Source organism: Pseudomonadota bacterium (assembly GCA_013285465.1).
In the GTDB taxonomy this organism is placed as follows: Bacteria; Pseudomonadota; Alphaproteobacteria; order Micavibrionales; family CSBR16-224; genus CSBR16-224.
Genome location: CP053449.1, coordinates 2,113,464 through 2,136,668 on the forward strand (window position 1 = coordinate 2,113,464; position 23,205 = coordinate 2,136,668).

A 23,205-nucleotide genomic window follows, 5' to 3' on the forward strand; every position below is an offset into this window, starting at 1 on the left:
TTTCCTATCTTTTGCTAAACATCAGCATTTCATAAATCGGCAAAACGGCATCCGTTGCCGCGGCTTCCGTACCCGCCTCATGGAAAAACCACCCTGCCGCCTTGACGATCGTCTTCAACGCCTTGCGATGCTGTTCCAGTTTTTCCTGATAGGCGGCGCGGATTGTCCGCACATCCTGTATTTTCTGCGGTTCTTCGCCTTCTTCCAGCCCGGTAAAGACCGCATGGCCGGAAAACGGCAGTGATTTCTCGGCAGGGTCAAGAATATGCACAAAATGCCCGTCAATGCGGTTCAAGGCCAGCTGCTGCACATCCTGCGCCAGTTCTTCCGTGTCGATCAGCCCGTCCGTCACAAAAACGCCATGCGCATCACGCGGCAGTTTTCCCAGATCGGACAAAGGACGCCCCTGCTGCATCAGCAATTCCGCAACATGCGGCAAAGACGGATAGCCCTGTAAAGGGCGGTGCCCCGGCACCAGCACATTTTCGCCGCCGCGCAGCAGCGCCCCCGCCAAAGACAAAAGCAGAAACATCGCATAGCGTTTTTTGGTCGGAAATTTCGCAGGGTCGGAGCTGTAATCCATCGACCCCGATGCGTCATGCCATAAAATAACGGTTTGCGCCGCCTCCCATTCCGTCTGGCGGATATAGGTATTGTCGCGTTTTGCCGATTGCCGCCAGTCAATACTGCGTACAGGGTCGGAGGGCAGATAGCTGCGGAACTGCCAAAAGCTTTCCCCCATACCGACGCGGCGGCGTCCGTGACTGCCTTGAATCACATTCATCGCGACGCGCTCCGCCGCCACGATCAGGTCGGGCAGGCTGTCTTTTTGCAATAATTCGGCAAATTCGCTCATGAAATGATTTTTTCTTTATCGGTGAATATCTTGCGTTATTCCGTTTCAGTCCGTTTTGATAATAGCAGAAAGCTTTCCGTCATGGAATTGCAAGCCGACAAAATCCCCGTCCGAAAGTTCCGCCGCGCCATGCACGGTTTTTCCGGTTTTCGGGTCTGTCACCAGCGCAAAGCCGCGCTCTAATATCTTTTTAAAGGACAGGCTCTCCAGCATTGCGGATAAAAATTCCAGACGTTTTTTTTCCGTTTCTGTTTTTTGCCGCATGACTGTCTGCAAACGCTCCGTCAAATTCTGCAATTGCCGCCCGTCATGCACAGCCTGCGTCCGCAATGCCGACGGTGTCAGCCGCGCCGATAATTCGCGCAAATGCGCCTGCCGCTGTGCCAGCCAGTTTTTCAATCCCATATCCAGCCGCAGTCCGGCTTGGTCCAGCCTTTGCACGGCGGTTTCCAGCAAACGTGCCGGATTACCCAGCCCGCGCGCCAAAGCTTCCAGCTGGCGGCGCGACAGCATCAACCGGCTTTGCATCACCTGTACCAGCCGTCCTTCATAATCCAGCACCTGCGCGGCAATTTGCGCCCTGACAGGCACGGCCTTTTCCGCCGCCGCCGTCGGTGTCGGCGCACGCAAATCGGCGGCATAATCAATCAGAGTCGTATCGGTTTCATGCCCCACAGCGGAAATCAGCGGAATAGCACTTGCCGCCGCCGCACGGACAACCGCCTCGTCATTAAACGGCATCAAATCCTCCAGCGATCCGCCGCCGCGCGCCACAATCAGCACATCGGGACGGTGCGGAGAATTTTCCGGCAAGGCGTTAAAGCCCTCAATCGCTTTTCTGACCTGTTCAGCCGCGCCCTGCCCCTGCACCATCACCGGCCAGACCAGCACGCGGCGCGGAAAGCGCTCCGCCAGACGGTGCAGAATATCGCGGATCACCGCACCGGTCGGCGAGGTCACAACACCGATGACATCCGGCAAAAACGGCAGCGTTTTTTTACGGTTTTCGTCAAACAGGCCTTCCGCCGCGAGTTTTTTGCGCCGATCTTCCAGCATTTTCAGCAGCGCGCCCTCACCTGCCAGCTCCATGCTTTCAATAATCAGCTGATAATTCGAACGCGCGGGATAGGTTGTCAACCGCCCCGTACAGACGACATCCAGCCCTTCCTCCGGTTTCACGGACAACCGCGCCATCGTGCCTTTCCAGCAGATGGAATCAAGTACGGCATTTTCATCTTTCAAAGATGTGTAAAGATGTCCCGATTTGGCCACTGTGACCCGCGACAGCTCCCCGCGCACACGAACATAGCCGAATTCGTCTTCGATACGCCGCTTCAGTAGGTTACTCAGCTGGCTGACCGTGATTTCCTGCGGCGCATTTGCGCCGGATGTCTTTTCCGGTGCGGTTTTTTCCTGTTCCGTCGCATGATCGAAAAGAGATTTTTCCATGAAAAAATAATTCCTTAAAAGACAAAGCGGCAATAAGTTGCAACGCCTACTTGCCCTGATTTCCCTTACCGCGATAGAATAGTACTAAGAAGCGCGAAATAAAAACCAAAAATTAATTTTTTCGGGCTAGAATAAGATAATGAAAACGAAGCCGTATGACGGGAAAAGCAAAGGAAAAGCAAAATGTTAGATTTATCCGCCCCCGCCATTAACCAGTTAAAGGGCGATGATGCGCAAAATCTTGTGGCGTTTTACATGAATACGCCGGGGATTACCAAGGCCCATGAATGGTCTTTGGAACAGGCACCGGAAACAGATGTCGCACCGCCGCAGCCGAATGTGTTGAGAACGGTTGGTGCAGGTGCCTCCGCACCGGGCGCAGGTGGTGGCGGCGGACGCCGCGCAGCCGCACAGCAGCCGGCACAGAAAACCGAAGCGGCATCTGCCGCAGTAGAAGCGCCGCCCGCAGAGGCCGCCCCTACAGAAGCTCCGGCGGCGGCAGAGGTCGTTGACGATAATGATGAGGCACAAGGATAAAAAATATGGCCAATGAAGCGCTTGTTGAAGATTACGAAATTTTCACCAATGACCGTAACGCCGTCGCATTCTTCCTGCTGCGCCATTCGGCGCTGGATGAAAACCGCGAAAAAGGCCCGTTTCTGTTCGCCGTACAGGATAATAACACCGTCATTGTCGGTACCGAGGCACATCATGCCATTTTCCCCAATGTCGCCCGGGATGTGATCAACGCCATTAAAGAGCGTAATGCCATCCTGCTGGTTGAATTCGAGAATCAGGCGCCGTTCCGCTGCACGCCCTGCTATCTGTCACCGAATAGCGGTTGACGCTTTAACAGTTTCCTCCAAAGAAAAGTTCGCCTGTTTTCTTTGAAAACAGGCGGCTTTTCGTGCGCTTTCCTTGACAAAAATATATGATTATGTTAAAAATAACCCCTTGAACGGCGATGTATTTTCCAAGAGGGATTCTAAAATAATGGCACTTGAAAAAGCTGGGAAAGCCCTGAAAAGCACAGGCGGCGGCATTGCCTATTATACGGCACTGGCGGCGATTCCGCTTTCAGCCATTTTTGCCTTGAATAATGATATTGCAGATTACAATGACGGCACCACTGCCGACAGTCAGGCCGCTGTTGCCGAATATACCGCGCAAAGCCAAGATATGATGGGGCTTTACAACTCCATTGCCGCCCTAGAAGAGGCCTCCGCCCGCCAGAACAGTCCTGATGAGGTCATCGCCTTTCAAAACCGCATCGTCGATATCAAGCGCGATCTGATTACGCAAGGCGATGCGTTGGAAAGCAAAATTTTAAATGACGCAAGGCTGACCGAGCAGGATTACCGTTTTCTGGATGAAAATCTTGAAATTGAAGCCACCGACTATGTCGATCTTCCCGCCGGCGAACGCTATTTGGAAGAAGCACGCGCCGCCGCACAGGGAGAAACAGCTGCAGATAAAACGCCGCAAATCATGGAAGCCATGAACGGTTACGACGACGGGCGCTTTGGCTCTGTCATGTTATCGCTCTTGATCGGCTTTGTAACAATCGTCGTCGGCGGCGGCGCTTTTATCAGCTCCGGCACCAGTGAAGATTTACGCAAAACCGCTGCCAACAGCCTGATCAAAGCAGGCCAGAAACGCCGCCGCAAACCGCAGCATTAAGGGATGTATCCACCATGTATAGCGACCATGAATCAAAATCCGGTAAATTTCTGCGCAGTACGGGCGGCGGTATCGCTTATTACGGCAGCTTGGTTGCTGCGCCGATTGCGTTGATTTTCGGCATTTCCTCCATCGGTCCTGATTACAATAAAACAACAAATCCGGACAGTCAGACCGCGCTTGCCGCCTATACGCAGGAAGGACAATCCCTGACACAGCTGTTTGACGAAGCAAAAATGCTGCGCGAAGCCGCCGTCAACCAAAACACGCCGGAAACGGCACTGGATTTCCAGCACAATGCCATTGAGCGTGAAACGCAGCTCCGCGCACTGGGGCAGGATTTTGCCAGCCGCGTCCTGACCGACAGCAAACTAACGGAAGGCGATTACACCGCCCTGCGCGGAAATCTCACGATTGATGAAACCGAATATGTGTCCCTGCCCATCGGTGCGCCGACACTGGAAGAAGCGCGTGCGACCGTCTCCGGCGATGATGTGCAGGCACAAGCCACAGAAATTCGTCAGATGATGAGCGATTTCGACGATATGAGAGATCTACGCTTTGGTACGTCTTTTGCTATTTTTATGCTGTCTCTCATCGGCGGTATTGCTTTTTGTGTCAGCGGCACAGCCGACAACAAGCGTTATGACCTTGCCCGCGGGCTGGACAAGCTAGCTCAAAAACGCCTCAAGCCGAAACATTAAGCTTACAGATCATCTTCCTGTTCAGGGGATTCGAATGCCTCATGGATAACACGGCCGCCGCCCGGCACCAGACCAAGGTCACGCGCCGTGCCGCCGTTTAATTCCAGTACCGCCCAGACGCGCGATCCGGAATGGATGGACGCCTTTGAACGCGGTTCGGCATTTTCATGCAGTTTCGCCACTGTACCGTCACGGTTTAAAAACAGAATATCCAGCGGCAGATGCGTGTCCTTCATCCAGAAGGAACGCTCTTTCACATCCCAGAACAGGAACAGCATACCGGAATCCTTATCCAGGCGGCGGCGATGCATCAGCCCGCGGCGGCGCTGGGCATCATTAGCGGCAACCTCAACGCGGAACTGGGTTTCATGCCCGTCAGGACTCAGCACAACCAGCTGATTTTCCGATGCCGTCAGTTTGGAAGAATCGACATAGATTTCATCACTATCGTCAAAATCAAAGCCGATCAGCTCTTTCAGCGGGAATTCCGGCCCGGTATTGTGACACATGACTTCATTATATTTCGGCATCAGCACGAAATAACCCCATGCCGTCACGCCCGCAAATATGATAAAGGCGGGGATCACAATGAAGACCAGTATTTTTTTCAAACGTCTCATGCATCCATCCTAAAAGTACGGAAGCCTAGTGTAAATAGACAAACCACGCATAGACGGACGCAACCGTCATGGTCACCAACATCAACGGAAAGCCGAATTTCAGGAAGCGCATGAAGGAAATACGCTCCCCCGCACGTTCGGCAAATCCCGCAACAATCAAATTGGCACTGGCACCGACCAGTGATCCGTTACCGCCGAAACAGGCGCCCAGCGACAAACACCACCAAAGCGGCATCAAAGCCTGATCACCGCCCAGATTGGGCCCCATCGCCTTAATCATCGGAATCATCGTCGCCACAAAAGGAATATTATCCACAATCGTGGACGCAATCGCCGACACCCATAAAATCAGCATGCCGGTCATCGCAATATTTCCTTCGGTAAAGGCCAGAAATTTATGCGCAAAAATACTCAGCAGCCCGGTCGTTTCCACACCATAGACGATGATAAACAGACCGATGAAGAAAAAGATGGTTTCCCATTCCACGGTATTCAGTGCGCTATGCACTTTTTTGGACTGTGTTTCCGGAGATTTGCGCCAACCATCCATCAGCAGCAGCAACGCCGCACAGAACAGTGCCACCGTTCCCGGCTGGTAACCCATATCATGTCCGGCGGTAAAGCCCAGCAAAGCCAGTCCCATAGCAATTCCGGATTTCACCAGCAGTACTTTGTCATTCAGCGCCTCTTTCTCGTTATAGGACATGATATAAGCGCGGTCTTTATCACTGGTTTTCAGCTTGCGCCCCCACATGACATCAAAAATCAACATCATCAAAACCATGGTAATCAGTGCCGGCGGCCCGACATTATAGACAAAATCCATAAAGCTGAGATCAACAGCCGATCCGATCAGAATATTGGGCGGATCACCGATCAATGTTGCCGTACCGCCGATATTTGACGCGAAAATCTGCGTGAACAAAAACGGAAAAGCCGGAAGTTTTAACTGATCGACCAGCAGCAGCGTCACCGGCACAATCAGCATCACCGTTGTCACATTATCCAGCAAAGCCGAGAAAACAGCCGTGATGATTGATAACCCGACCATCAAAAGACGCGGATCACCGCGCACAAATTTGGCCGTTAAAATCGCTATATATTGAAAAATACCGCTTTTCTTGGAGACGCCGACAATGGTCATCATACCGACCAGCAGCGCAATCGTATTGAAATCAACACCGCGAATGGCCGCCGACTGGTTCAAAACCCCCGTCAACACCATCAATCCGGCACCGATCAGCGACACCACGGCGCGGTTAACACGCTCGGTAATAATCACCGCATAAGCGGCAACCAGTATCACCGCCGCCGTTATCAACGGATCCAATCCGAAAATCACATCCGGCGTAAATGTTTCTCCGCCGCCACCATGCCCTACAACCATTTTTCTTTAATCCTTTTTTTCTTATTCTTCTTTGAATGCGCGGCGGCGCAACAGCTCTTCGATCAGCGACTGTTTAGAGACAATACCGATCAGTTTGCGCGTATCGGCTTTCAGAACCGCCATCGGGGCATCATATTTATAAATCATATGCACCATTGCCCAAAAAACTTCGTCTTCCCGTAAAACCGGGCGTTCGGTATCCACGACATCGCCGATTTTCATTTTATAAACATCACCCAGCTTATCGACAACCTGTTGGTCAGTGCCGTGCAGAAAATCCAGATCATCCACACCGCCTTCAGCCAATACGGATTTCGGTAAAAGCTGTTTTAGAACCTGACGGAAATGGAACATGCCGATATAGTTTCCACGGCCGTCCACAACGGGCATGGAACGGATCCGTTCTTTCAGCAAACGCTCCATGCCTTTACCGACCGTATCTTTCGGTGATACCGTCAGCGGATTTTTTAGCATAGCGGATATACAGGACATTGTTCAAAAGACCCTTTCTTCGTGACGATGGTTTTATTATCCGTTCACTGCCGCATTTCCGGCAGGGTTCGAAAAAGGAAGAGACTGACGCAAAATACCGCCGGACAAAACTTGCTCGACCCGCACGGCCAGCCCCGTCTTTTCATCCAGTTCGACGAATAATCCCGCCAGCGTTACCCGCTCATCCTCATCGGGATCCATCGGCGGTTTCGGTACTTTATGGCGGAAACGGTTGATCGCGCCTTCCTTGTGAAAACCCAGAACGCTGTCATAGCAGCCGCACATGCCGGCATCGGTCTGAAACGCCGTGCCGCCCGGCAATATCTGATAATCCGATGTCGGAACATGGGTATGCGTGCCGACAACCACGGACACACGGCCATCAAAATGATGACCGAAAGCCTGCATCTCGCTGGTGGCTTCGCCATGAACATCAACGATAATGCTTTGCACATCGCGACCCAGCGTATATTTCTGCAATAAATTCTGCATTTTCACGAAAGGGTCATCAACCATATCAAACATGAACAGGCGCAGCATCATATTCACAACCAGCACTTTTGCACCGCCCGCCGTCTGCAACATCACCGATCCGCGTCCCGGCATCGTATCCGACAAATTCAAGGGACGCAGCAAACGGTCGTCTTTTTCAATATAGGGAATAATTTCGCGCTGATCCCAGACATGATTACCGGTGGTAATGCAGTCCACACCCGCATCATATAAATCCGCGCAAACATCCGGCGTAATGCCGCGCCCCTTTACCGCATTCTCGCCATTGACGACAACGCAATCCAGCGCCCATTCGCGGCGCCAGACAGGCAGCAAACGCGCAATTTCACGGCAAGCAGCCGCGCTGACCACATCGCCCAGAAAAAGAAACCGTATTGTCATTGAAAATTAATCCTTCACACCTCTTGAGAACTAGACCCTGAAATCCGGGGCGCGCAGAGGCTCAGAAACGGTCAATCATACGTTCCGTTACCACGCAATCCAGCACGACATCATGCGGCTCGACCGGCAGTAATTCCACGGATTTTTGAACACTAAAGCCGATACCGACGACTTCCACCGGTTTCTTCGCACGCAGTGCCGCGATCGTCCGGTCGTAATAGCCGCCGCCGTAACCAAGACGTTGCCCGCGGCGGTCATAAGCCACCAGCGGCACCAGCAGAATATCCGGATCAAGTGTTTCAGCCACGGGATCGTTTTTATCGGGAACGGGAATACCGTGCGCCCCTTGCACCATTTTCACCGTGCTTGCCCAGCCGCGGAAAATCAGCGGTTCGTCTTCACGTGCGATGACCGGCAATGCACAGCGATGTCCGCCCGAAGATAGATGCATCAGCACGGGACGGATATCCGCCTCGCCATGGACGGGCCAATATCCGGCGATAACTTTGTTTTTAAAGTCGAAATTATTGAGAACCTTGCTGGCGATTTCAGCAGCATAATGCTGTTCTACAACGGGAGAAATTTTGCGGCGTTCAGTCAAAAAGAGTTCTCTGAGGCTTTTTTTATCAGAGGCAGGCATATGCTGTCGCGCTTCCATTTTTTTATCTTCCTTCCTGCTTTAGAACGATGTCTCCAAAATTAAACCATGTTACGAAATAAATGACAAGAGCGATTGGGCATAAACAATTGCGAAAAAAGACAATTATTTTCCAGAACTTTAAAATGAGTGGATTACGGGCTGTTTGATCGGGACAGATTCTAACAAAACCGGAGAAGTATTATAAAGTGGTGAGGGTGCCACATATGCCGTGGACTGTCTTATCCGCAAGTGGCCCTGGTCTACCAGGTGGGCACCGCAATAACCGGACCTCGATCCGGCCAGAGGCAGCTCCCGAGCGAATGTTTGTCGGCCTCTGCGATATAGAATCTCACGCACACCGCAGCACCCTCATAAACTTAGACGTAGAATAATATCGGCTAACAAAAACAAAAAGCAAAACATCCTGCGCCTCTAGAGCGCACAGCGTTCAATAGGGGACAGGCGCAAGGAGCGAAGTGTACGTACAAGTACATGAGCGACGCAGCAACGCAGCCCATATTGAACGATGGGTGCTCTAGCCGAAAGCTTCGACTTTGGCCGTCAGACCTTCAACACGCGCCGTCAGCTGTTCAATCACTGCCAGCACCTGCTGCTTTTCAGCTTCCAGACGCTCCAGCGTTTCTTCCAGCTCTGCAATTGCGGCATCATCCGCAACATCGGCACCGGCATCCGTTTCCTCCGGCGCATCCATTTTCAGCGGCGAACCGAGACCGGCGTTTTCGCGTGCTTCCAGTGCCTCATTGGCCAGCAGTAACGCCGCCAGCACCATCAGATGGGAATCGTTATACGCAGCACCCGAACGGCTGATTTCCTTGATGCGCTGATCGACATAAGTCGCCAGATCCAGCACACGGCCTTCCTGCCCGACATCACAGGCGATGTCATAGCCGCGGCCATTAATATTGATGGTGATTTCCGACACGGCTCTTACTCCTCGGCCAGCAGGGTTTCCAAACGCGCGATCGTGCTGTCAAGCTTGTTGGCCAGCGCCTTTTTAAACCGGCGGTCATTTTCATTGGCAAATGCGAACAGTTCGGGCTCCCCTTGCATTGTCGCAAGCTCTTTTCCGTGCGTATCCAGATGTTTTTCAAGGCGGGCGACCGCTTTTTCCAGATGCTTCAATGCCGGCAAGACTGTTTCCTTCATGGTGTCAGAACCCCTAAGATGTAATCGCTGTAACAACGATCATAGAAATTTTTTTCGCAAAGATCAAGCGCTCGCACGGTCTGAAACAGATTCAAACCGTGCGATGCCTAAAATCAGTTCCGGTGTTTGGTAAACCATGTCGGTTTTTTGTATTCTTTGACCGAACGTTTTGCTACGCGGTTAAAGGTTCCCAGCGTTTCCGCCGCCATACCGTAAAGCGAACGCACGCCGCGGACGATCACATCCGGCACTGCTGCCACAAGGCCGAAAGCGTAGGCCAGCGAGCCTTTGACCGTATTTTTAACGGTGGCAATACGCTCTTTACGAACATTGCTGCTCAGCGCTTTTTTCGCGGCTTTTTCTTCCGCTTGCGCGGTCTTCAGATCAGCTTTCAGTTCCTTTTCCGTCGTACGGTAGGTTTCGGCATTTTCTTTATTCACCGTATCGGTTTCCTGACGCAGCGTTGATTGTGCGCCGGACAGCTCTTTCTTTTCTTCCTGCAGTTTTTGCAGCGCCTGTTTCAGCTGTGCTTCCAGTGAATGGATTTCCTTATAGCGCGAGTCGACGGTTTTTGTGAAACGGTCAACGCTCTCTTGAGAAACGCGCAGCTTTTCCGCCGCCTGCTCATCCAGCTGGGTGCGCAGCTTTTCCAGTTTTACGGGCAGGCCGGTTTTCTTTTCAACGGCCACTTCCTGCGCCTGCTGGAACGGCTCTTCAAACTGTTCTTTCACGGCAATGGTTTTTGCCTTTTCTTCGCGCAAAATTTGCAAGGGCGATTTACGTCCCTTCGGAGCAACCGGTGCCTCTTCGGCGGTTTCAGCCGCAGCGGCAACAGCCGTATGCGCATCATCGGTTTCAGCCGTATCAACCGTTTTCGGCGCTTCCGGTGCGTCGCCCTCAATAAGATCCATATCTTTTTGCGGTTCCTGAACGTCTTTTTGGTCTTTTTTAGCCATGGTCTTTCTACCCTTTTCTAAATATATAATCTGATTTACACTGTTATTTATGTTGTCGCGGCGCATCTTGCTTCGTGACAATGCCTAAAAATTCCTATATTTCCCAGAGCGGCTTTATAACAAACCGCACGGAAATGTCAATCTATCGGGTTTTACTTTTAACATATCGCAATAAAAGTCGCAACTGTTTTTTAACTTTTTCTTAACGATTCATCCTGCAAAATAATGCCTGAAAACAGCGCTCAAATTGACTTTTATAGATATTTATGCTACACTGAAAATGTAGAAATGTTTTTTACGAACAGAACGTTTAGGACAGGATAATGACGGAGATTTTAAGCATAGGCGGGGCCGTATCCCCTCTGAATGTGCGCAACAGCGCACAGGCTGTCTCTGCCCCGGAAGTTTCCGGCAGCGTCCGAAACGAATCATTCATCTCTTCCCGCATTCGTGTTGATAACCTGCTTGATCTGGCTATTCTGGAATACCGCTCCCAGGAAGGCGAAGTTATTCGCCAGTTCCCGACGCAAGGGCAAATTCAGGCATTTCAGCGTGCGGCCGAGCTGGATAACCGTAATGTCACAGCCGAAGACAGCAGCTTCACCCCCGTCAATACCAATGACGGCGCAACAACCACCACGACGCAGTCGGGCACAACGACAGGCGCCGCCTTCTTCGCACAGGATACAGCGACGACAGAAGCGGCACCCGCACCGCAAACCTCAACATCATCGGTACCGGCGCCTGCGCCTGTTACGACATCGAATGTCAGCAGCTTTGTTTCGGCACCCGTTTCCAACGCAACAACACCTTCCACAACACAATCGGTCGTGGTTTAACACCGCACGTCACTTTTCCCTGCCGCACTGCAACATATTTATTTTTCAGCAATTTTAAGCTATCTCTAAACATTCTGTGGTAGAATAAATGATAGGGAAACCGCATGCTTTTTTAGGAGAACAGAGTGTATGGCGGCCCGCCGAAAGAATAGTTTTGTTTTGAATATGGGCGTTTTTGCAACCGTCCTTGCCCTTATTTTTATGCTTTCCGGCTGTATGAAGCTTGCCGACCAGCATGTAAATACCGAGCTGTTTGACAGCAAACAGGATATGCAGACCCGCGTTGGCGAGCTCAAGGCTGGCATGAAGAAAAAAGACGTCTTCACCGCCCTGAATATTCCGGAAGAAAAATTCAACCGCCTCAGCCTTCAGGACATCCAGACGGCGCTCTACGGCAATTCGCAGATGCAGGGCACCCCCGAACAGCTTGAGAAATTCCGCCGTCAGCTTTTGCGCTATGACGGCTATTCCCTGCCCTACCGCTTTATTGAAAGCGAAGGCTCACTCGGTTTCGCCAAGGTCAAAATCCACAAAAAAGGCCATGATCTGATATTGATCCTGATTTTCCACGATAACAAGCTGACGCAGGCCACTATTCAGGGCAAGCAGGAAGTGGACGAGATGGAAGACCAGTATCTGTGGAACACGATTCTGCGCACAGGCGTCAACGCCGCAATGTAATCTCTTAAAAAAGATAAACAGGAATTGTTTTTTTAGCTGGTGGCCGGACGCTTATTCGTCACCGGCAGATCGGCGGCAATCGGTTCGTCATCCACCATTTCGATCAGACCGTTTTCGGTCATCGAAAAACGTGCGGCAAAAAGCGCATCGCCGTAAAGAACCATACCGCTGGCCTGCAATTCGCCTTTTTCATTCCGGCCTTCAAAAGACGCGGGGCGGATTGCGCCTTCCAGAACTTTGCGCATGGCATCATCCATTTTGGCGTGATCGAAAGCATCATCATCCATCTTTTCCACAACCAGAAACGGCCCTTCATCGCCGTGAACGAAATAGCAGAAAAAGCGCAGATAATCGAGGACATTTTCCTCATCAACATGCACAGGACCGGCTTCATTTGCTTCGTGAATCGGCGTACTGGAGCCGTCCAGATGGAACATTTGCCCCTGTTTTGCCAAAAACCAGAAAGGACCGACGCCTTTCGGCCATGCGGAATCACTCACACGCACCATGGCAATATTTTTGTAAAACGGCAACTGACGCCATTCAACCTTGGCTGTTTGCGCGGATGCCGTATGTTTTCCGGCAACGGGATTAACGGATTTCAGGAACGGCTCGGTTTCGGGGCCTTGAACGACCTGCCAGTTATTATCGTCATACATGATGCTGTTCACCCTTATTTAAAAGCTCTCATTTCGGCGTCCATCGTGCCACGTTCAACTTTCAAAATCAAGCCGATAGAAAGACATAAATCGTTAAAACTCTCATTACACCAGACGGGACTGCTTCACCGCCGCCCCGATAAAGGAGACGAAAAGCGGATGCGGCGCAAAGGGGCGCGATTTCAGCTCCGGATGGAACTGCACGCCGACAAACCACGGATGATCGCTGCGCTCAACCGTCTCCGGCAAAACACCGTCAGGCGACATGCCGCTAAAAATCAATCCCGCCTCTTCCAGTTTTGTGCGGTAATTGGTATTCACCTCATAACGGTGGCGGTGACGCTCGGAAATCGTTTCCGCACCGCCGTAAATTTCCGCCAGCTGCGAGCCTTTTTTCAAATCGGTTTGATAAGCGCCCAGACGCATCGTACCGCCTTTATCATCATCCTCGCCGCGCTGTTCCTTTTCGCCGCTGTCTTTCACCCATTCCGTCATCAAACCGACGACCGCATCGCTGCAATTGCCGAATTCGCTGGATCCCGCGCCGGCAATCCCTGCCAGATTACGCGCCGCTTCGATCACCGCCAGCTGCATCCCCAGACAAATACCGAAATAGGGAATTTTCTGCTCCCGCGCGAAACGCACAGCCATAATTTTTCCTTCGGTACCGCGGTCGCCAAAGCCGCCCGGCACCAAAATGGCATCCAGTGACGACAGCTGCGCCCGCAGCGCCGCATCGTCTTTTTTCTCCAGCTCCGCCGCATCGATGAATTTCATATCCACCGCGACGCGATTGGCCAGCCCGCCATGGTTCAAAGCCTCCATCAGCGATTTATAACTATCCGGCAATTCGACATATTTACCGACAATACCGACGGTTACTTTGCCTTCGGGGCTGTTGATCGTATCAATGATCTTTTGCCAGACCGACAGATCGACCGGCCCCGCCTCCATACCGAAATAATCCAGCACCTGCGTATCCAGCCCTTCGGCGTGATAGCTGAGCGGGACTTCATAAATATTTTTCACATCCAGCGCGGAAATCACGCGTTTTTCCTGCACGTTACAAAATAGCGCAATTTTGCGGCGTTCATCTTCCGGAATGGCGCGGTCCGCACGGCACAGCAGCAAGGCGGGCTGAATACCGACAGACAGCAATTCTTTCACCGAGTGCTGGGTCGGTTTTGTTTTCAGCTCTCCGGCGGCCGGAATATAGGGCAGCAGCGTTACATGCGCAAATAAGGCACGCGCCGGGCCGACTTCATTTCCGAACTGGCGGATGGCCTCCAAAAACGGCAGACCTTCAATATCACCGACCGTTCCGCCGATTTCACAGATAATAAAATCCTCGTCATCCTGATCGGAAGCGATGAATTCCTTAATTTCATTGGTGACATGCGGAATAACCTGAATGGTCGCCCCCAGATAATCGCCGCGGCGCTCTTTACGCAGCACACGGGAATAGATACGGCCTGCCGTCACATTATCGTTCTGATGGGCGGAAACGCCTGTAAAACGCTCGTAATGACCAAGATCAAGATCAGTCTCCGCACCGTCATCGGTGACGAAAACCTCGCCATGCTGATAAGGGCTCATCGTGCCGGGATCAATATTCAGATAAGGGTCAAGTTTGCGAATGCGGACTTTGAAGCCGCGCGCCTGCAGCAAAGCACCAAGGGCAGCGGCGGCAATGCCTTTCCCAAGAGAGGACACAACACCGCCTGTAATAAAAATATATCTTGCCGCCATTGAAACGTGTTTTCCTGAAGCTCACGCGTAAACGTAAAAATTATGCGCCGGATCATCCGGCTTATTCCGCGGCTTTATCGCCCGGTTTTTCTTCTGTTGTCTCGTCTGCCGTGTCCGCCGCAGCGCCGTCTTCCGCAACAGCCGCATCTTCGGCAGGCATCTCTGCGGTTTCTTCAACCGCTGCGCCGCCTTCAACCGCGCCTTTTTCTTCCGGCGCATCTTTATTCATTGCCGGTGCCTGCGGCGTTTTCACATCCAGAATGGAGCCGGATTGTTCCGCTGATCTGTGCGTCGCGAGAATCGCCAATGTCAGGCTTGTGATCACAAAAGCCGTTCCCAGCCATGTTGTCAGACGCGTCAATGCATCCGCCGTTGCACGCTGCGAGGCGAAATTACCCATACCGCCGCCGCTGCCGCCGACGCCAAGCCCGCCGCCTTCCGAACGCTGCAAAAGCACCACCGCGATAATACCGAGCGCGACAATCAAATGTATGACCAGAACAACTGCTTCCATTTTAAAAAATCCGTTTTTTCATTGTTTTAGGGATGTCTTATCCCTGTCCGAATAAGGCCTGTTTGTAACGCATCCGTGCAGCGAAATCAAGCGCAAATCATGCCTGCTTTTCCGCAGGCTGCTATCCGGTTTTTACATGCCACTCCACTTTTTCCCTTGCTTTCCCATCAATTCCCATGATATACCATTATATACCATACAGCTGTACAGCGAATCATAAAAAACAACATGCTGACAGCAGAACGGATATGTCAGACCGATGGTTTTGGAGACGCAAATGACGTGCTTATCCGGGACATACAAGACAAAACGGGCAGACAGATAAGGGCGCAAAGCCCCATAGAATAAAGCGAAGATACACTTTTGGAGACGACAAGATTCAGGCCTTCACCCTTCTTTATAAAAGGGAGGGGGCCTGTTTTCTTTCAATAATGCAAAGGGTTAAAGGCAGATAAAGTGGGCTTGTTTCTATCCACATATGTGAACAAAATCGACGGCAAGGGACGCGTTTCCGTGCCGGCGACCTTCCGTGCCGCCCTTGCAGCCAACCCGTTTCAGGGCATTGTCGTTTTCCGTTCGCGCAGCCATCAGGCGCTGGAGGGATTCGGCATGGATGACATGACCGAGATTGCACAGCGCCTTGACCATTTCGACCTGTTTTCCGACACGCAGGATGATCTGGCCAGTATGATTTTTGCCGAGGCGCGGCAGCTGCCCTTTGACGGCGATGGCCGCATCGTACTGCCCGAGGATTTGCGCGGCTTTTGCAGCATGTCCGACAAGGCCGCTTTTGTCGGTATGGGACGGAAATTCCAGATATGGGAGCCGGACGCGCTTGAAAAACGCCTTGCCGATGCGCGCCAAAACGTTCAGGATAAGGGCTTAACCGTACCCCCGAACAAAAACGCGTAAGAAAAACATGTCTTCCTCAGATGCCCCGCATATTCCCGTCCTCCTGCGCGAGGTGCTGGAAGCCCTGTCACCGAAAGACGGCGGCACTTATGTTGACGGCACTTTCGGCGCAGGCGGTTACAGCCGCGCCGTGCTGGATGCGGCAAAAGACAGCATTGTCTATGCGATCGACCGCGATCCGTCCGCCATTGTCACCGCAGAAAATCTGGCCAAGACCTATCCCGGCCGCCTGATTCCCGTGCGCGGCTGTTTCGGTGATATGGACAAACTTCTGGCGGATCAATGCCCTGACGGTGTCGACGGCATCATGCTGGATATCGGCGTCTCCTCCATGCAGATTGATGACGGCGCACGCGGTTTTTCCTTCCAGAAAGACGGAGCGCTGGATATGCGTATGGATCCCGAACATGGCGAAAGTGCCGCCGATCTGGTCAACACAATGGATGAGGAAGACCTCGCCAATCTGCTCTATAAATACGGGGACGAGCGAAAATCCCGCCGCATTGCCCGCCGCATTGTCGAGGCCCGCGCGGAACAGCTCATCGAAACGACAGCGGCTCTGGCGGAGATTATCCGCCGCGCCCTGCCGCCGAAACGCGGCGATAAAATCGACCCCTCCACCCGCAGTTTTCAAGCACTGCGCATCGCGGTGAATGACGAGCTGGGCGAGCTGGAACGCGGCCTTAACGCCGCCGCAAAAATCCTGAAACCCGGCGGTATTCTCGCCGTTGTCACCTTCCATTCGCTGGAAGACCGCATCGTGAAAAATTTCTTCCGCAGCTATGCCGCGCCGAAAACCCATATGTCGCGCTATGCGCCTGCAGAGCGCGCAGCAGAAGCACTGGCGGAGGCAAATGCCTTCCCCTTCCGGCTCCGGCAGCGCAAACCGGAAACCGCAAGCGATGAAGAAATCAAACGCAATCCGCGCTCCCGCTCCGCCAATCTGCGCTGGGCCATCCGGACGGAGACAGCATGGCCATGAAGGATATTTTCAATACGGCAAAAGAGGAAAATCTGTTCCACCGCAATCCGCGCTGGCTGGGCGGTGACGGCGCCTCCTCCGTCGATCTGGGTGATGGGCGGGTTTTATGGTTGTTCGGTGACAGCTTTATCGCCTCTGATGACAACAGCACCCGCGCCGATGCCACCATGGTGCGCAACAGCATCGCCATCCAGACCGGAAACGACCCCGCAACGGCAAAAATGGATTTTTACTGGCGCGAGAATGAAAGCGCCCCGCCCTCCTCCTTTTTCCCCGAAAGCGGTGATGACACATGGTTATGGCCGGGGCACGGCATCCGGCTTGATGACGGCAGTCTGCTGATTTTCGCGATGCGTGTCCGTGAAACCGATCACGCCGCTGATGAACCGCCTGATCCGCTGGGTTTTGAAACTGTCGCGTACCTCGCCATATCCATTGATAATCCTGATGACAATCCTGCCGATTGGCATTTACAAACGCTGACCCCGCCCGACAATCAGGCCGGAATCATTTTCGGCGCAGGCGGTGTCGTAAAAGATGATGCGTATCTTTATGCGCTTGGCGTCCGCGACGCCGCTCCGGAAAAACCGGTTTATGCCGCACGCTGGTCTTTAGACAGTCTCGCAAAACAGGATATGAGCGGAGCGGAATACTGGTGCGGCGATAAATGGAAAAAAAATATCGATGATGCCGTACCGCTCTTTGAAAATGCACAGACGGAAATGTCGCTGCATTACGACCCGGATCGCAAGGAATATCTGTGTATCCAGACGAGCGGTTTCGGCGATACCGCGCTGACAATCCGTTCCGCCGCCCGCCCCGAAGGATTATGGAGCGAACCGGAAACGATCTGCGACCTGCCCAAAAGCGAGAATAAAAACCTTATTTCCTATGCGGGCAAAGCCCATCCGCATCTAACGGCGGAAAACGGCACATTGCTGAGCTACGTTACGAACAGCTTGAATATTAAAGATATTTTTGACGATGAGGCATTATATTATCCGCGCTTCGTCAAATTTCCCGCCAAGAAATATTGACATATGTCACTATATTATGATAAAAGTATTCTCTTTTACATGACAGAGAATGAAAGGGAACATCTCCTTTGGATATGCCCGATACAACACCGCAGCACGAAATGTCCGAAGAGGCCGCCCTCGTCAATCTGAATCTCAGAATGGCCAACAGCCTGCATGACGTCTATGACATTTTAACGGGCGCGTTTTCTGACCTGTCTCCCGCCGATAAAGCCGCCGTTGTGCGCAAGGAATTTTTCGATGATCCGCCCAATGACGAGGCGATGATCCGCGAAGTGCTGGATAACCTCCATAAAGCGGGAAACAGCCCCGATAATGCGCTGCAAACCTATATCATGGCGGAAGTTTTCGCCGCATTAGCGGAAAATAACGACCCTTTCCCACTCATTCCGCCTTTGCAAAAACATCTGGGCCGCCTGACGGATGCCGAATATGCCCGCCCCGCAAAACTGAGCGAAGCCTTTCAGGAAGCCATCATGGAAACGCTGGGAATTGAACCGCCGGATAACCAGAAAATGGCGATTGATGTCCGCAATCCCTTCGCGGCACTGGCAAAGCCGCAAAACGGCCATGATGCGGATAGCGCGCAACCCCCGACACATGCCAATCTGCGCCGCTATCTTGGCCGCAACGGCAAATAGCCCTTTTGTCTTAAGGATATAAATCATGGATATGGATGATGACAGATTAAGCGGTCTTTCCCCCGCGGCAAAAGACATTGTTTTACGTATCGAAACCGTCACCCGTGCGCAGGAAGCACTGGAAATTTTGCGCACCGATTTTGCCGCCCTACCCGCTGACGAGCGTAAAACACTGGTCATGGATTATTTCCTTAAAGAAATGAAACTTGATGATCCGCAATTTCTGACACTCGCCAGTGCCGAGCTGGCCGAACCGCCCCGCAATGATGATGCGCTTTTTGAAGGCTATGTTTTTGCCGAATTTTTTGCCGCCGTTGCCGAGGCCGAACATGACTCCCCCGTTATTCCCGCCCTGCAAAAATATGTCGGTGCGCTGACGGATGAAGAATACCGCCGCCCCGAAATATTATCGCTGGCCCTGCGTCAGGCGTTTCAAGAGGCGCTGCAAGGCACGGAAAGTGACGACAAGAATGCGGATATCATCCCCGGCGATGTGCGCAACCCTTTCCGCGCCGCCGCTGAAAAAGCCGCGCAGGATAACGGCCAGCCTTCCGTGCCGTCTCACGCCCATCTGCGGAACTATCTCGGCAAGAAAAAATGACGCAGCCCGAAACTGCCCCCTAAAACTGTCTTGAAGACGGGACGGCATCCTTGCCGCCGCGGCTTTTTTCACCTATACTGGACTTTAAGGCAATTCTGCCGTTTCTCTTCCGGTTTTCCGGTATTTCACGTTCTCTTTTTTACTGTTGTCAGACCCATGAAAGACTATATTTTTGCCATTTTCTGGTTTTGCCTCGCCGGTCTGTCCGGCGCCGCGCTGTATTATACCAGCGAGCAAACCCATATCACCGCCAAAAATATCGCGGAAATACGGGCGGCAACAACGGAAACAAAGCATGATATCGCCGTATTATCGGCGGAATACTGGCGTTTAACCGCCCCTGCACGGCTCGAAGCGCTGGCGGCGCGGCTGATGCCCGATTTACAGCCGATGACCGGCGCACAGCTTCTGCCGCCCCGTCCTACGGCAAAATCCGCGGCGGCAGGCAAACATCCCGTTGTTTCATCGGTCAAGGATCTGATCGACAATCTTCTTGAAACGAATGACCGTACCGGCCTGTCCGATGCGCAACAACAAAAAGCGGTTCTGGCACAAAATGCATCACATACTCCCTGATAACAGCGGCCATATCACGCTGGACGGGCAGCGTCACGGCTTCCTGCAAAAGGCGCATCTGCGCATGGCAATGGTGACCTGTGTGCTGATGCTGGGCTTCATCGCAATTGCCTGGCGGCTGACGCATTTAAGCCTGATCGGTGTTTATGCCCCCGGTACCGCAGCGGCCGGACAGATGCAAACGGCAGGCATCACGGCTTTGCGCGGCGGCATCACCGACCGTAACGGCGAACATATTGCCGCCACTTTGCGCATGCCCTCGCTTTACGCCGATCCGGCGCTGGTCGGCAATGCGGATATTCTGGCGCGTGACCTGTCCAAAATTCTGCCTGTAACCGCAACGGACATAAAACATAACCTTGCGCGCGGCGGGCGTTTCGTCTGGCTGTACCGTAATCTGACCCCGAAACAACAGCAGCGGATCAATGATCTCGGTTATCCCGAGCTGGGCTTCCGCGACGAATACCGGCGCGTCTATCCGCAGGGCAATCTGCTCTCGCATCTTCTGGGCTATACCGACAGCGACGGCAACGGCATTGCGGGACTGGAAAAACAATATAATGATTTGCTGAAAGAAGGCGATGTGCTGCGCACCACGCTGGATATCCGCGTTCAGAACATTCTAAAGCGCACAATACAGCAATCCGTCACCCGTTTTCAGGCCATCGGCGGGGCAGGCATTATGATGGATATCAAAACCGGCGAGATTATCGCCATGGTCTCCCTGCCCGATTTCGACCCGCATAATCCCGCAGATGCGCCGGCGGAAAAACGCTTTAACCGCAATACAACCGGCGTGTTTGAAATGGGCTCGACCTTCAAGATATTCTCGATTGCCGCTGCCCTGCAAAACGGCAGCACCACAGCCGACGAAGTTTTTGACGCAACGGAGCCCCTGCGCATCGGCCGCCATGTCATTCGCGATTTCCATGCCGAAAAACGCCCGATGACGGTACGCGAGATTTTCCTGCATTCCTCAAATATCGGAACGGCGCTGATTGCGCAAAAAATGGGCTCGGAAAATCTGCAGAATTTCTTCCGCGATCTCGGTCTTTTCACCCGCGTGAATATTGATCTGCCCGAACGCGCCTTGCCGCTTGTACCCCGCCGCTGGGGCGAAGCCGCCACCGCCACCGCCTCTTACGGTCACGGTTTTGCCGTCACGCCGCTGCATCTTGCCGTCGGTGCCGCCGCCATTGTCAATAACGGGCTTTTACTGCCGCCGACGCTGACGCCAAGACCGCGGCTAAAAACAGCCGCGACAAGGATCGTCTCTGCACAGACATCCGCCGTCATGCGCAGTATGCTGGAAGATGTCACGGCAAAAGGCACAGGTAAAAACGCCGTTGCCGCAGGATACCGTGTCGGTGGAAAAACCGGAACGGCGGAAAAAGTCGTCAACGGGCGTTACAAACGCAAGGCGCTCTACTCCTCATTTATCGGCTTTTTCCCTATGGACAACCCGCGATATGTGCTACTTGTCAGTATAGATGAACCGCAGGGACGCAAGGACAGTTTCGGCTATGCCACAGGCGGCTGGACAGCCGCCCCTGTCGTCAGACAGGTTATTACCGAAGCCGCCCCGCTATTGGGGATTGCGTCCGGGAATATGACTTACGGAGGCTTGAGAGATTATGTCGCTGCCATCAGCCAGACAAACACAGACTGAAAACACCCTGCATGACCTTGCCGCCGCCCTGCCCGCCGGCATGATTGATACAAGCGGTGCGCCGGTGAATATGCGTGTTTCCGGCCTGACGCTCGACTCCCGCAAGGTGGAAACAGGCTTTCTCTTTGCCGCCTTAAAAGGCGATAAGCTGGACGGACATGCCTTTATTCCGCAAGCCGTCAAAAGCGGTGCCATCTGCGTCTTGATCGGCACAAAAGATCCCGCCCCGCAGAATGTCGCCGTGCTGCGGGCCGAAAATCCGCGCCGTGCTTTTTCACTGCTGGTCGCCGCTTTCTACAAAACCCAGCCGGAAATCATCACCGCCGTCACCGGAACAAACGGCAAAACCTCGACCGTGCAGTTTTGCCGCCAGATATGGGAACGGCTTGATTTAAACGCTGCCTGTCTCGGCACGCTGGGCGTCACCGCCCCCGCACTCGGCATGACGGAAGACGGCAGCATCACCACCCCCGATCCCGAAAGCCTGCACCGGACACTGGCCGCACTTGCCGCAAAGAATTGCAACCATCTTGCGATGGAAGCCTCCAGCCACGGGCTGGATCAATACCGTCTGGACGGCGTCCGTGTGACCGCCGCAGGTTTCACCAATCTGACGCATGACCATCTGGATTATCACAAAACGCTGGAAAACTACCTCGCCGCCAAAATGCGGCTCTTTACCGATCTGCTGCCGCCCGGCGGCACGGCGGTTTTAAATATGGATGATCCCGTTTATGAACAGCTGGCCGCAGCCTGTGCGGATAAAAAAATCGTGACCTACAGCCTGAAAAACCCGGAAGCCGATTTCGCCGTCACACGGCGCATGCCCAAATCCGACGGGCAGGATATTACGCTGAACGTCTCCGGACGGGATTATGAGCTGTTTTTTCCGCGGGTCGGCGCTTTCCAGCTTTATAACGCGCTTTGCGCCGCCGCATTGGTCATGGCCGAAGCGGATTGCCCGCCCGCGCAGGTTATTCTGTCGCTGGAACATCTCGCCCCCGTGCGCGGACGCATGGAATATGTCGGCTCTCCCGCAGGCATCAATGCCGGAATTTATGTTGATTACGCCCATACGCCCGATGCGCTGGAAAATGTGCTGACGGCGCTGCGCCCGCATACGCAAAGTCGCCTTTACGCACTGATTGGCTGCGGCGGTGATCGTGACCGCAGTAAGCGGCCTATTATGGGTGAAACGGCCGCAAAATTCGCCGATCATGTCATTGTCACAGATGATAATCCGCGCAGCGAAGAACCTGCCGCCATCCGCGTCGAAGTCATGACCGGCTGCCCCGATGCCGAAAATATCGGTGACCGCAAAGAAGCGATTTTTCATGCCGTGTCCCTGCTAAAAGACGGTGATGTGCTGGTTGTCAGCGGCAAAGGCCATGAACAGGGGCAGAAAATCGGCGATGACATCATCCCCTTTGATGATGCGGAAACAGTGCGTGCCGCCATTGCCGCCTCTTGAGTTCCGCCGCAAAAACAGCCATATTAGCC

Annotated in this window: 27 protein-coding genes and 1 other RNA gene; 14 read left to right on the top strand and 14 right to left on the bottom strand. The window is 53.1% G+C overall.

Features of this window, described 5'->3' with window-relative positions:
- Positions 1-4: 4 nt before the first annotated feature.
- Together HND56_10215 and HND56_10220 are read right to left on the bottom strand one after the other, a co-directional pair.
- A complete protein-coding gene (locus HND56_10215) occupies positions 5-856 on the bottom strand; it encodes a DUF58 domain-containing protein (protein ID QKK06040.1) in 852 nt (283 codons plus the stop codon).
- Positions 857-901: 45 nt separating this feature from the next.
- Complete coding sequence (locus tag HND56_10220) at positions 902-2,305, bottom strand: exodeoxyribonuclease VII large subunit (protein ID QKK06041.1); 1,404 nt, start codon at positions 2,303-2,305, stop codon at positions 902-904.
- Positions 2,306-2,488: 183 nt separating this feature from the next.
- Between HND56_10220 and HND56_10225 the strand changes: the two genes are divergently transcribed.
- The 4 genes from HND56_10225 (at position 2,489) to HND56_10240 (ending at position 4,689) form a co-directional block, all read left to right on the top strand.
- Entirely contained in the window at positions 2,489-2,842 is a 354-nt protein-coding gene (locus HND56_10225; protein ID QKK06042.1) for a hypothetical protein, read from the top strand.
- Between the two features lie 5 nt (positions 2,843-2,847).
- Positions 2,848-3,150 (top strand): hypothetical protein, encoded by a 303-nt coding sequence (locus HND56_10230; protein QKK06043.1) that lies wholly within the window; start codon positions 2,848-2,850, stop codon positions 3,148-3,150.
- A gap of 148 nt (positions 3,151-3,298) precedes the next feature.
- Positions 3,299-3,985 (top strand): hypothetical protein, encoded by a 687-nt coding sequence (locus tag HND56_10235; protein QKK06044.1) that lies wholly within the window; start codon positions 3,299-3,301, stop codon positions 3,983-3,985.
- A 14-nt stretch (positions 3,986-3,999) separates the two neighbouring features.
- Positions 4,000-4,689, top strand: a complete 690-nt coding sequence (locus tag HND56_10240) for a hypothetical protein (protein ID QKK06045.1) — start codon at positions 4,000-4,002, stop codon at positions 4,687-4,689.
- Positions 4,690-4,691: 2 nt separating this feature from the next.
- Here HND56_10240 and HND56_10245 read toward each other — a convergent pair whose 3' ends face one another.
- The 9 genes from HND56_10245 to HND56_10285 all read right to left on the bottom strand — a co-directional run bounded on the left by HND56_10245 (position 4,692) and on the right by HND56_10285 (position 10,845).
- Positions 4,692-5,309: a DUF192 domain-containing protein gene (locus HND56_10245; protein ID QKK06046.1), complete on the bottom strand. Its 618-nt coding sequence runs from the start codon at positions 5,307-5,309 to the stop codon at positions 4,692-4,694.
- Between the two features lie 25 nt (positions 5,310-5,334).
- The gene (locus HND56_10250) at positions 5,335-6,696 is read right to left on the bottom strand and encodes an ArsB/NhaD family transporter (GenBank protein ID QKK06047.1); all 1,362 of its coding nucleotides are present in this window, start codon (positions 6,694-6,696) and stop codon (positions 5,335-5,337) included.
- A gap of 21 nt (positions 6,697-6,717) precedes the next feature.
- Complete coding sequence (locus HND56_10255; GenBank protein QKK06048.1) at positions 6,718-7,188, bottom strand: CBS domain-containing protein; 471 nt, start codon at positions 7,186-7,188, stop codon at positions 6,718-6,720.
- 36 nt (positions 7,189-7,224) lie between these two features.
- Positions 7,225-8,076 (bottom strand): YmdB family metallophosphoesterase, encoded by an 852-nt coding sequence (locus HND56_10260; GenBank protein ID QKK06624.1) that lies wholly within the window; start codon positions 8,074-8,076, stop codon positions 7,225-7,227.
- Positions 8,077-8,143: 67 nt separating this feature from the next.
- Positions 8,144-8,740 carry a 5-formyltetrahydrofolate cyclo-ligase gene (locus tag HND56_10265; protein ID QKK06049.1) on the bottom strand — a complete coding sequence of 199 codons (597 nt, stop codon included), beginning with the start codon at positions 8,738-8,740 and terminating at the stop codon, positions 8,144-8,146.
- 193 nt (positions 8,741-8,933) lie between these two features.
- Positions 8,934-9,092, bottom strand: a non-coding RNA gene (ssrS, locus tag HND56_10270) — 6S RNA.
- Between the two features lie 165 nt (positions 9,093-9,257).
- The gene (locus HND56_10275; protein QKK06050.1) at positions 9,258-9,665 is read right to left on the bottom strand and encodes a cell division protein ZapA; all 408 of its coding nucleotides are present in this window, start codon (positions 9,663-9,665) and stop codon (positions 9,258-9,260) included.
- Between the two features lie 5 nt (positions 9,666-9,670).
- On the bottom strand, positions 9,671-9,889 hold the full coding sequence (locus tag HND56_10280) for a hypothetical protein (GenBank protein ID QKK06051.1): 219 nt from the start codon (positions 9,887-9,889) through the stop codon (positions 9,671-9,673).
- 113 nt (positions 9,890-10,002) lie between these two features.
- Positions 10,003-10,845, bottom strand: coding sequence for a hypothetical protein (locus HND56_10285; GenBank protein QKK06052.1), 843 nt, complete (start codon positions 10,843-10,845; stop codon positions 10,003-10,005).
- 323 nt (positions 10,846-11,168) lie between these two features.
- Between HND56_10285 and HND56_10290 the strand changes: the two genes are divergently transcribed.
- Both HND56_10290 and HND56_10295 read left to right on the top strand, forming a co-directional pair.
- Entirely contained in the window at positions 11,169-11,684 is a 516-nt protein-coding gene (locus HND56_10290) for a hypothetical protein (GenBank protein QKK06053.1), read from the top strand.
- Between the two features lie 129 nt (positions 11,685-11,813).
- Positions 11,814-12,365, top strand: coding sequence for a hypothetical protein (locus HND56_10295; protein QKK06054.1), 552 nt, complete (start codon positions 11,814-11,816; stop codon positions 12,363-12,365).
- Between the two features lie 32 nt (positions 12,366-12,397).
- Here HND56_10295 and HND56_10300 read toward each other — a convergent pair whose 3' ends face one another.
- The 3 genes from HND56_10300 to secG all read right to left on the bottom strand — a co-directional run bounded on the left by HND56_10300 (position 12,398) and on the right by secG (position 15,287).
- Entirely contained in the window at positions 12,398-13,024 is a 627-nt protein-coding gene (locus HND56_10300) for a hypothetical protein (protein QKK06055.1), read from the bottom strand.
- 105 nt (positions 13,025-13,129) lie between these two features.
- Complete coding sequence (locus tag HND56_10305) at positions 13,130-14,773, bottom strand: CTP synthase (protein QKK06056.1); 1,644 nt, start codon at positions 14,771-14,773, stop codon at positions 13,130-13,132.
- A 61-nt stretch (positions 14,774-14,834) separates the two neighbouring features.
- Positions 14,835-15,287, bottom strand: coding sequence for a preprotein translocase subunit SecG (gene secG / locus HND56_10310; GenBank protein QKK06057.1), 453 nt, complete (start codon positions 15,285-15,287; stop codon positions 14,835-14,837).
- 456 nt (positions 15,288-15,743) lie between these two features.
- Between secG and HND56_10315 the strand changes: the two genes are divergently transcribed.
- The 8 genes from HND56_10315 to HND56_10350 all read left to right on the top strand — a co-directional run bounded on the left by HND56_10315 (position 15,744) and on the right by HND56_10350 (position 23,176).
- Positions 15,744-16,199 (top strand): division/cell wall cluster transcriptional repressor MraZ, encoded by a 456-nt coding sequence (locus HND56_10315; GenBank protein ID QKK06058.1) that lies wholly within the window; start codon positions 15,744-15,746, stop codon positions 16,197-16,199.
- 7 nt (positions 16,200-16,206) lie between these two features.
- Positions 16,207-17,181, top strand: a complete 975-nt coding sequence (rsmH, locus tag HND56_10320; GenBank protein ID QKK06059.1) for a 16S rRNA (cytosine(1402)-N(4))-methyltransferase RsmH — start codon at positions 16,207-16,209, stop codon at positions 17,179-17,181.
- Complete coding sequence (locus HND56_10325; GenBank protein QKK06060.1) at positions 17,172-18,218, top strand: DUF5005 domain-containing protein; 1,047 nt, start codon at positions 17,172-17,174, stop codon at positions 18,216-18,218. The genes rsmH and HND56_10325 overlap by 10 nt, the downstream gene beginning before the upstream one ends.
- 74 nt (positions 18,219-18,292) lie before the next feature.
- Positions 18,293-18,859, top strand: coding sequence for a hypothetical protein (locus HND56_10330; GenBank protein QKK06061.1), 567 nt, complete (start codon positions 18,293-18,295; stop codon positions 18,857-18,859).
- Between the two features lie 25 nt (positions 18,860-18,884).
- Entirely contained in the window at positions 18,885-19,460 is a 576-nt protein-coding gene (locus HND56_10335; GenBank protein QKK06062.1) for a hypothetical protein, read from the top strand.
- A gap of 156 nt (positions 19,461-19,616) precedes the next feature.
- Positions 19,617-20,036 (top strand): hypothetical protein, encoded by a 420-nt coding sequence (locus HND56_10340; GenBank protein ID QKK06063.1) that lies wholly within the window; start codon positions 19,617-19,619, stop codon positions 20,034-20,036.
- Entirely contained in the window at positions 20,017-21,705 is a 1,689-nt protein-coding gene (locus HND56_10345; GenBank protein QKK06064.1) for a penicillin-binding protein 2, read from the top strand. The genes HND56_10340 and HND56_10345 overlap by 20 nt, the downstream gene beginning before the upstream one ends.
- A gap of 40 nt (positions 21,706-21,745) precedes the next feature.
- Positions 21,746-23,176 (top strand): UDP-N-acetylmuramoyl-L-alanyl-D-glutamate--2,6-diaminopimelate ligase, encoded by a 1,431-nt coding sequence (locus HND56_10350; GenBank protein QKK06625.1) that lies wholly within the window; start codon positions 21,746-21,748, stop codon positions 23,174-23,176.
- Positions 23,177-23,205 lie beyond the last annotated feature (29 nt).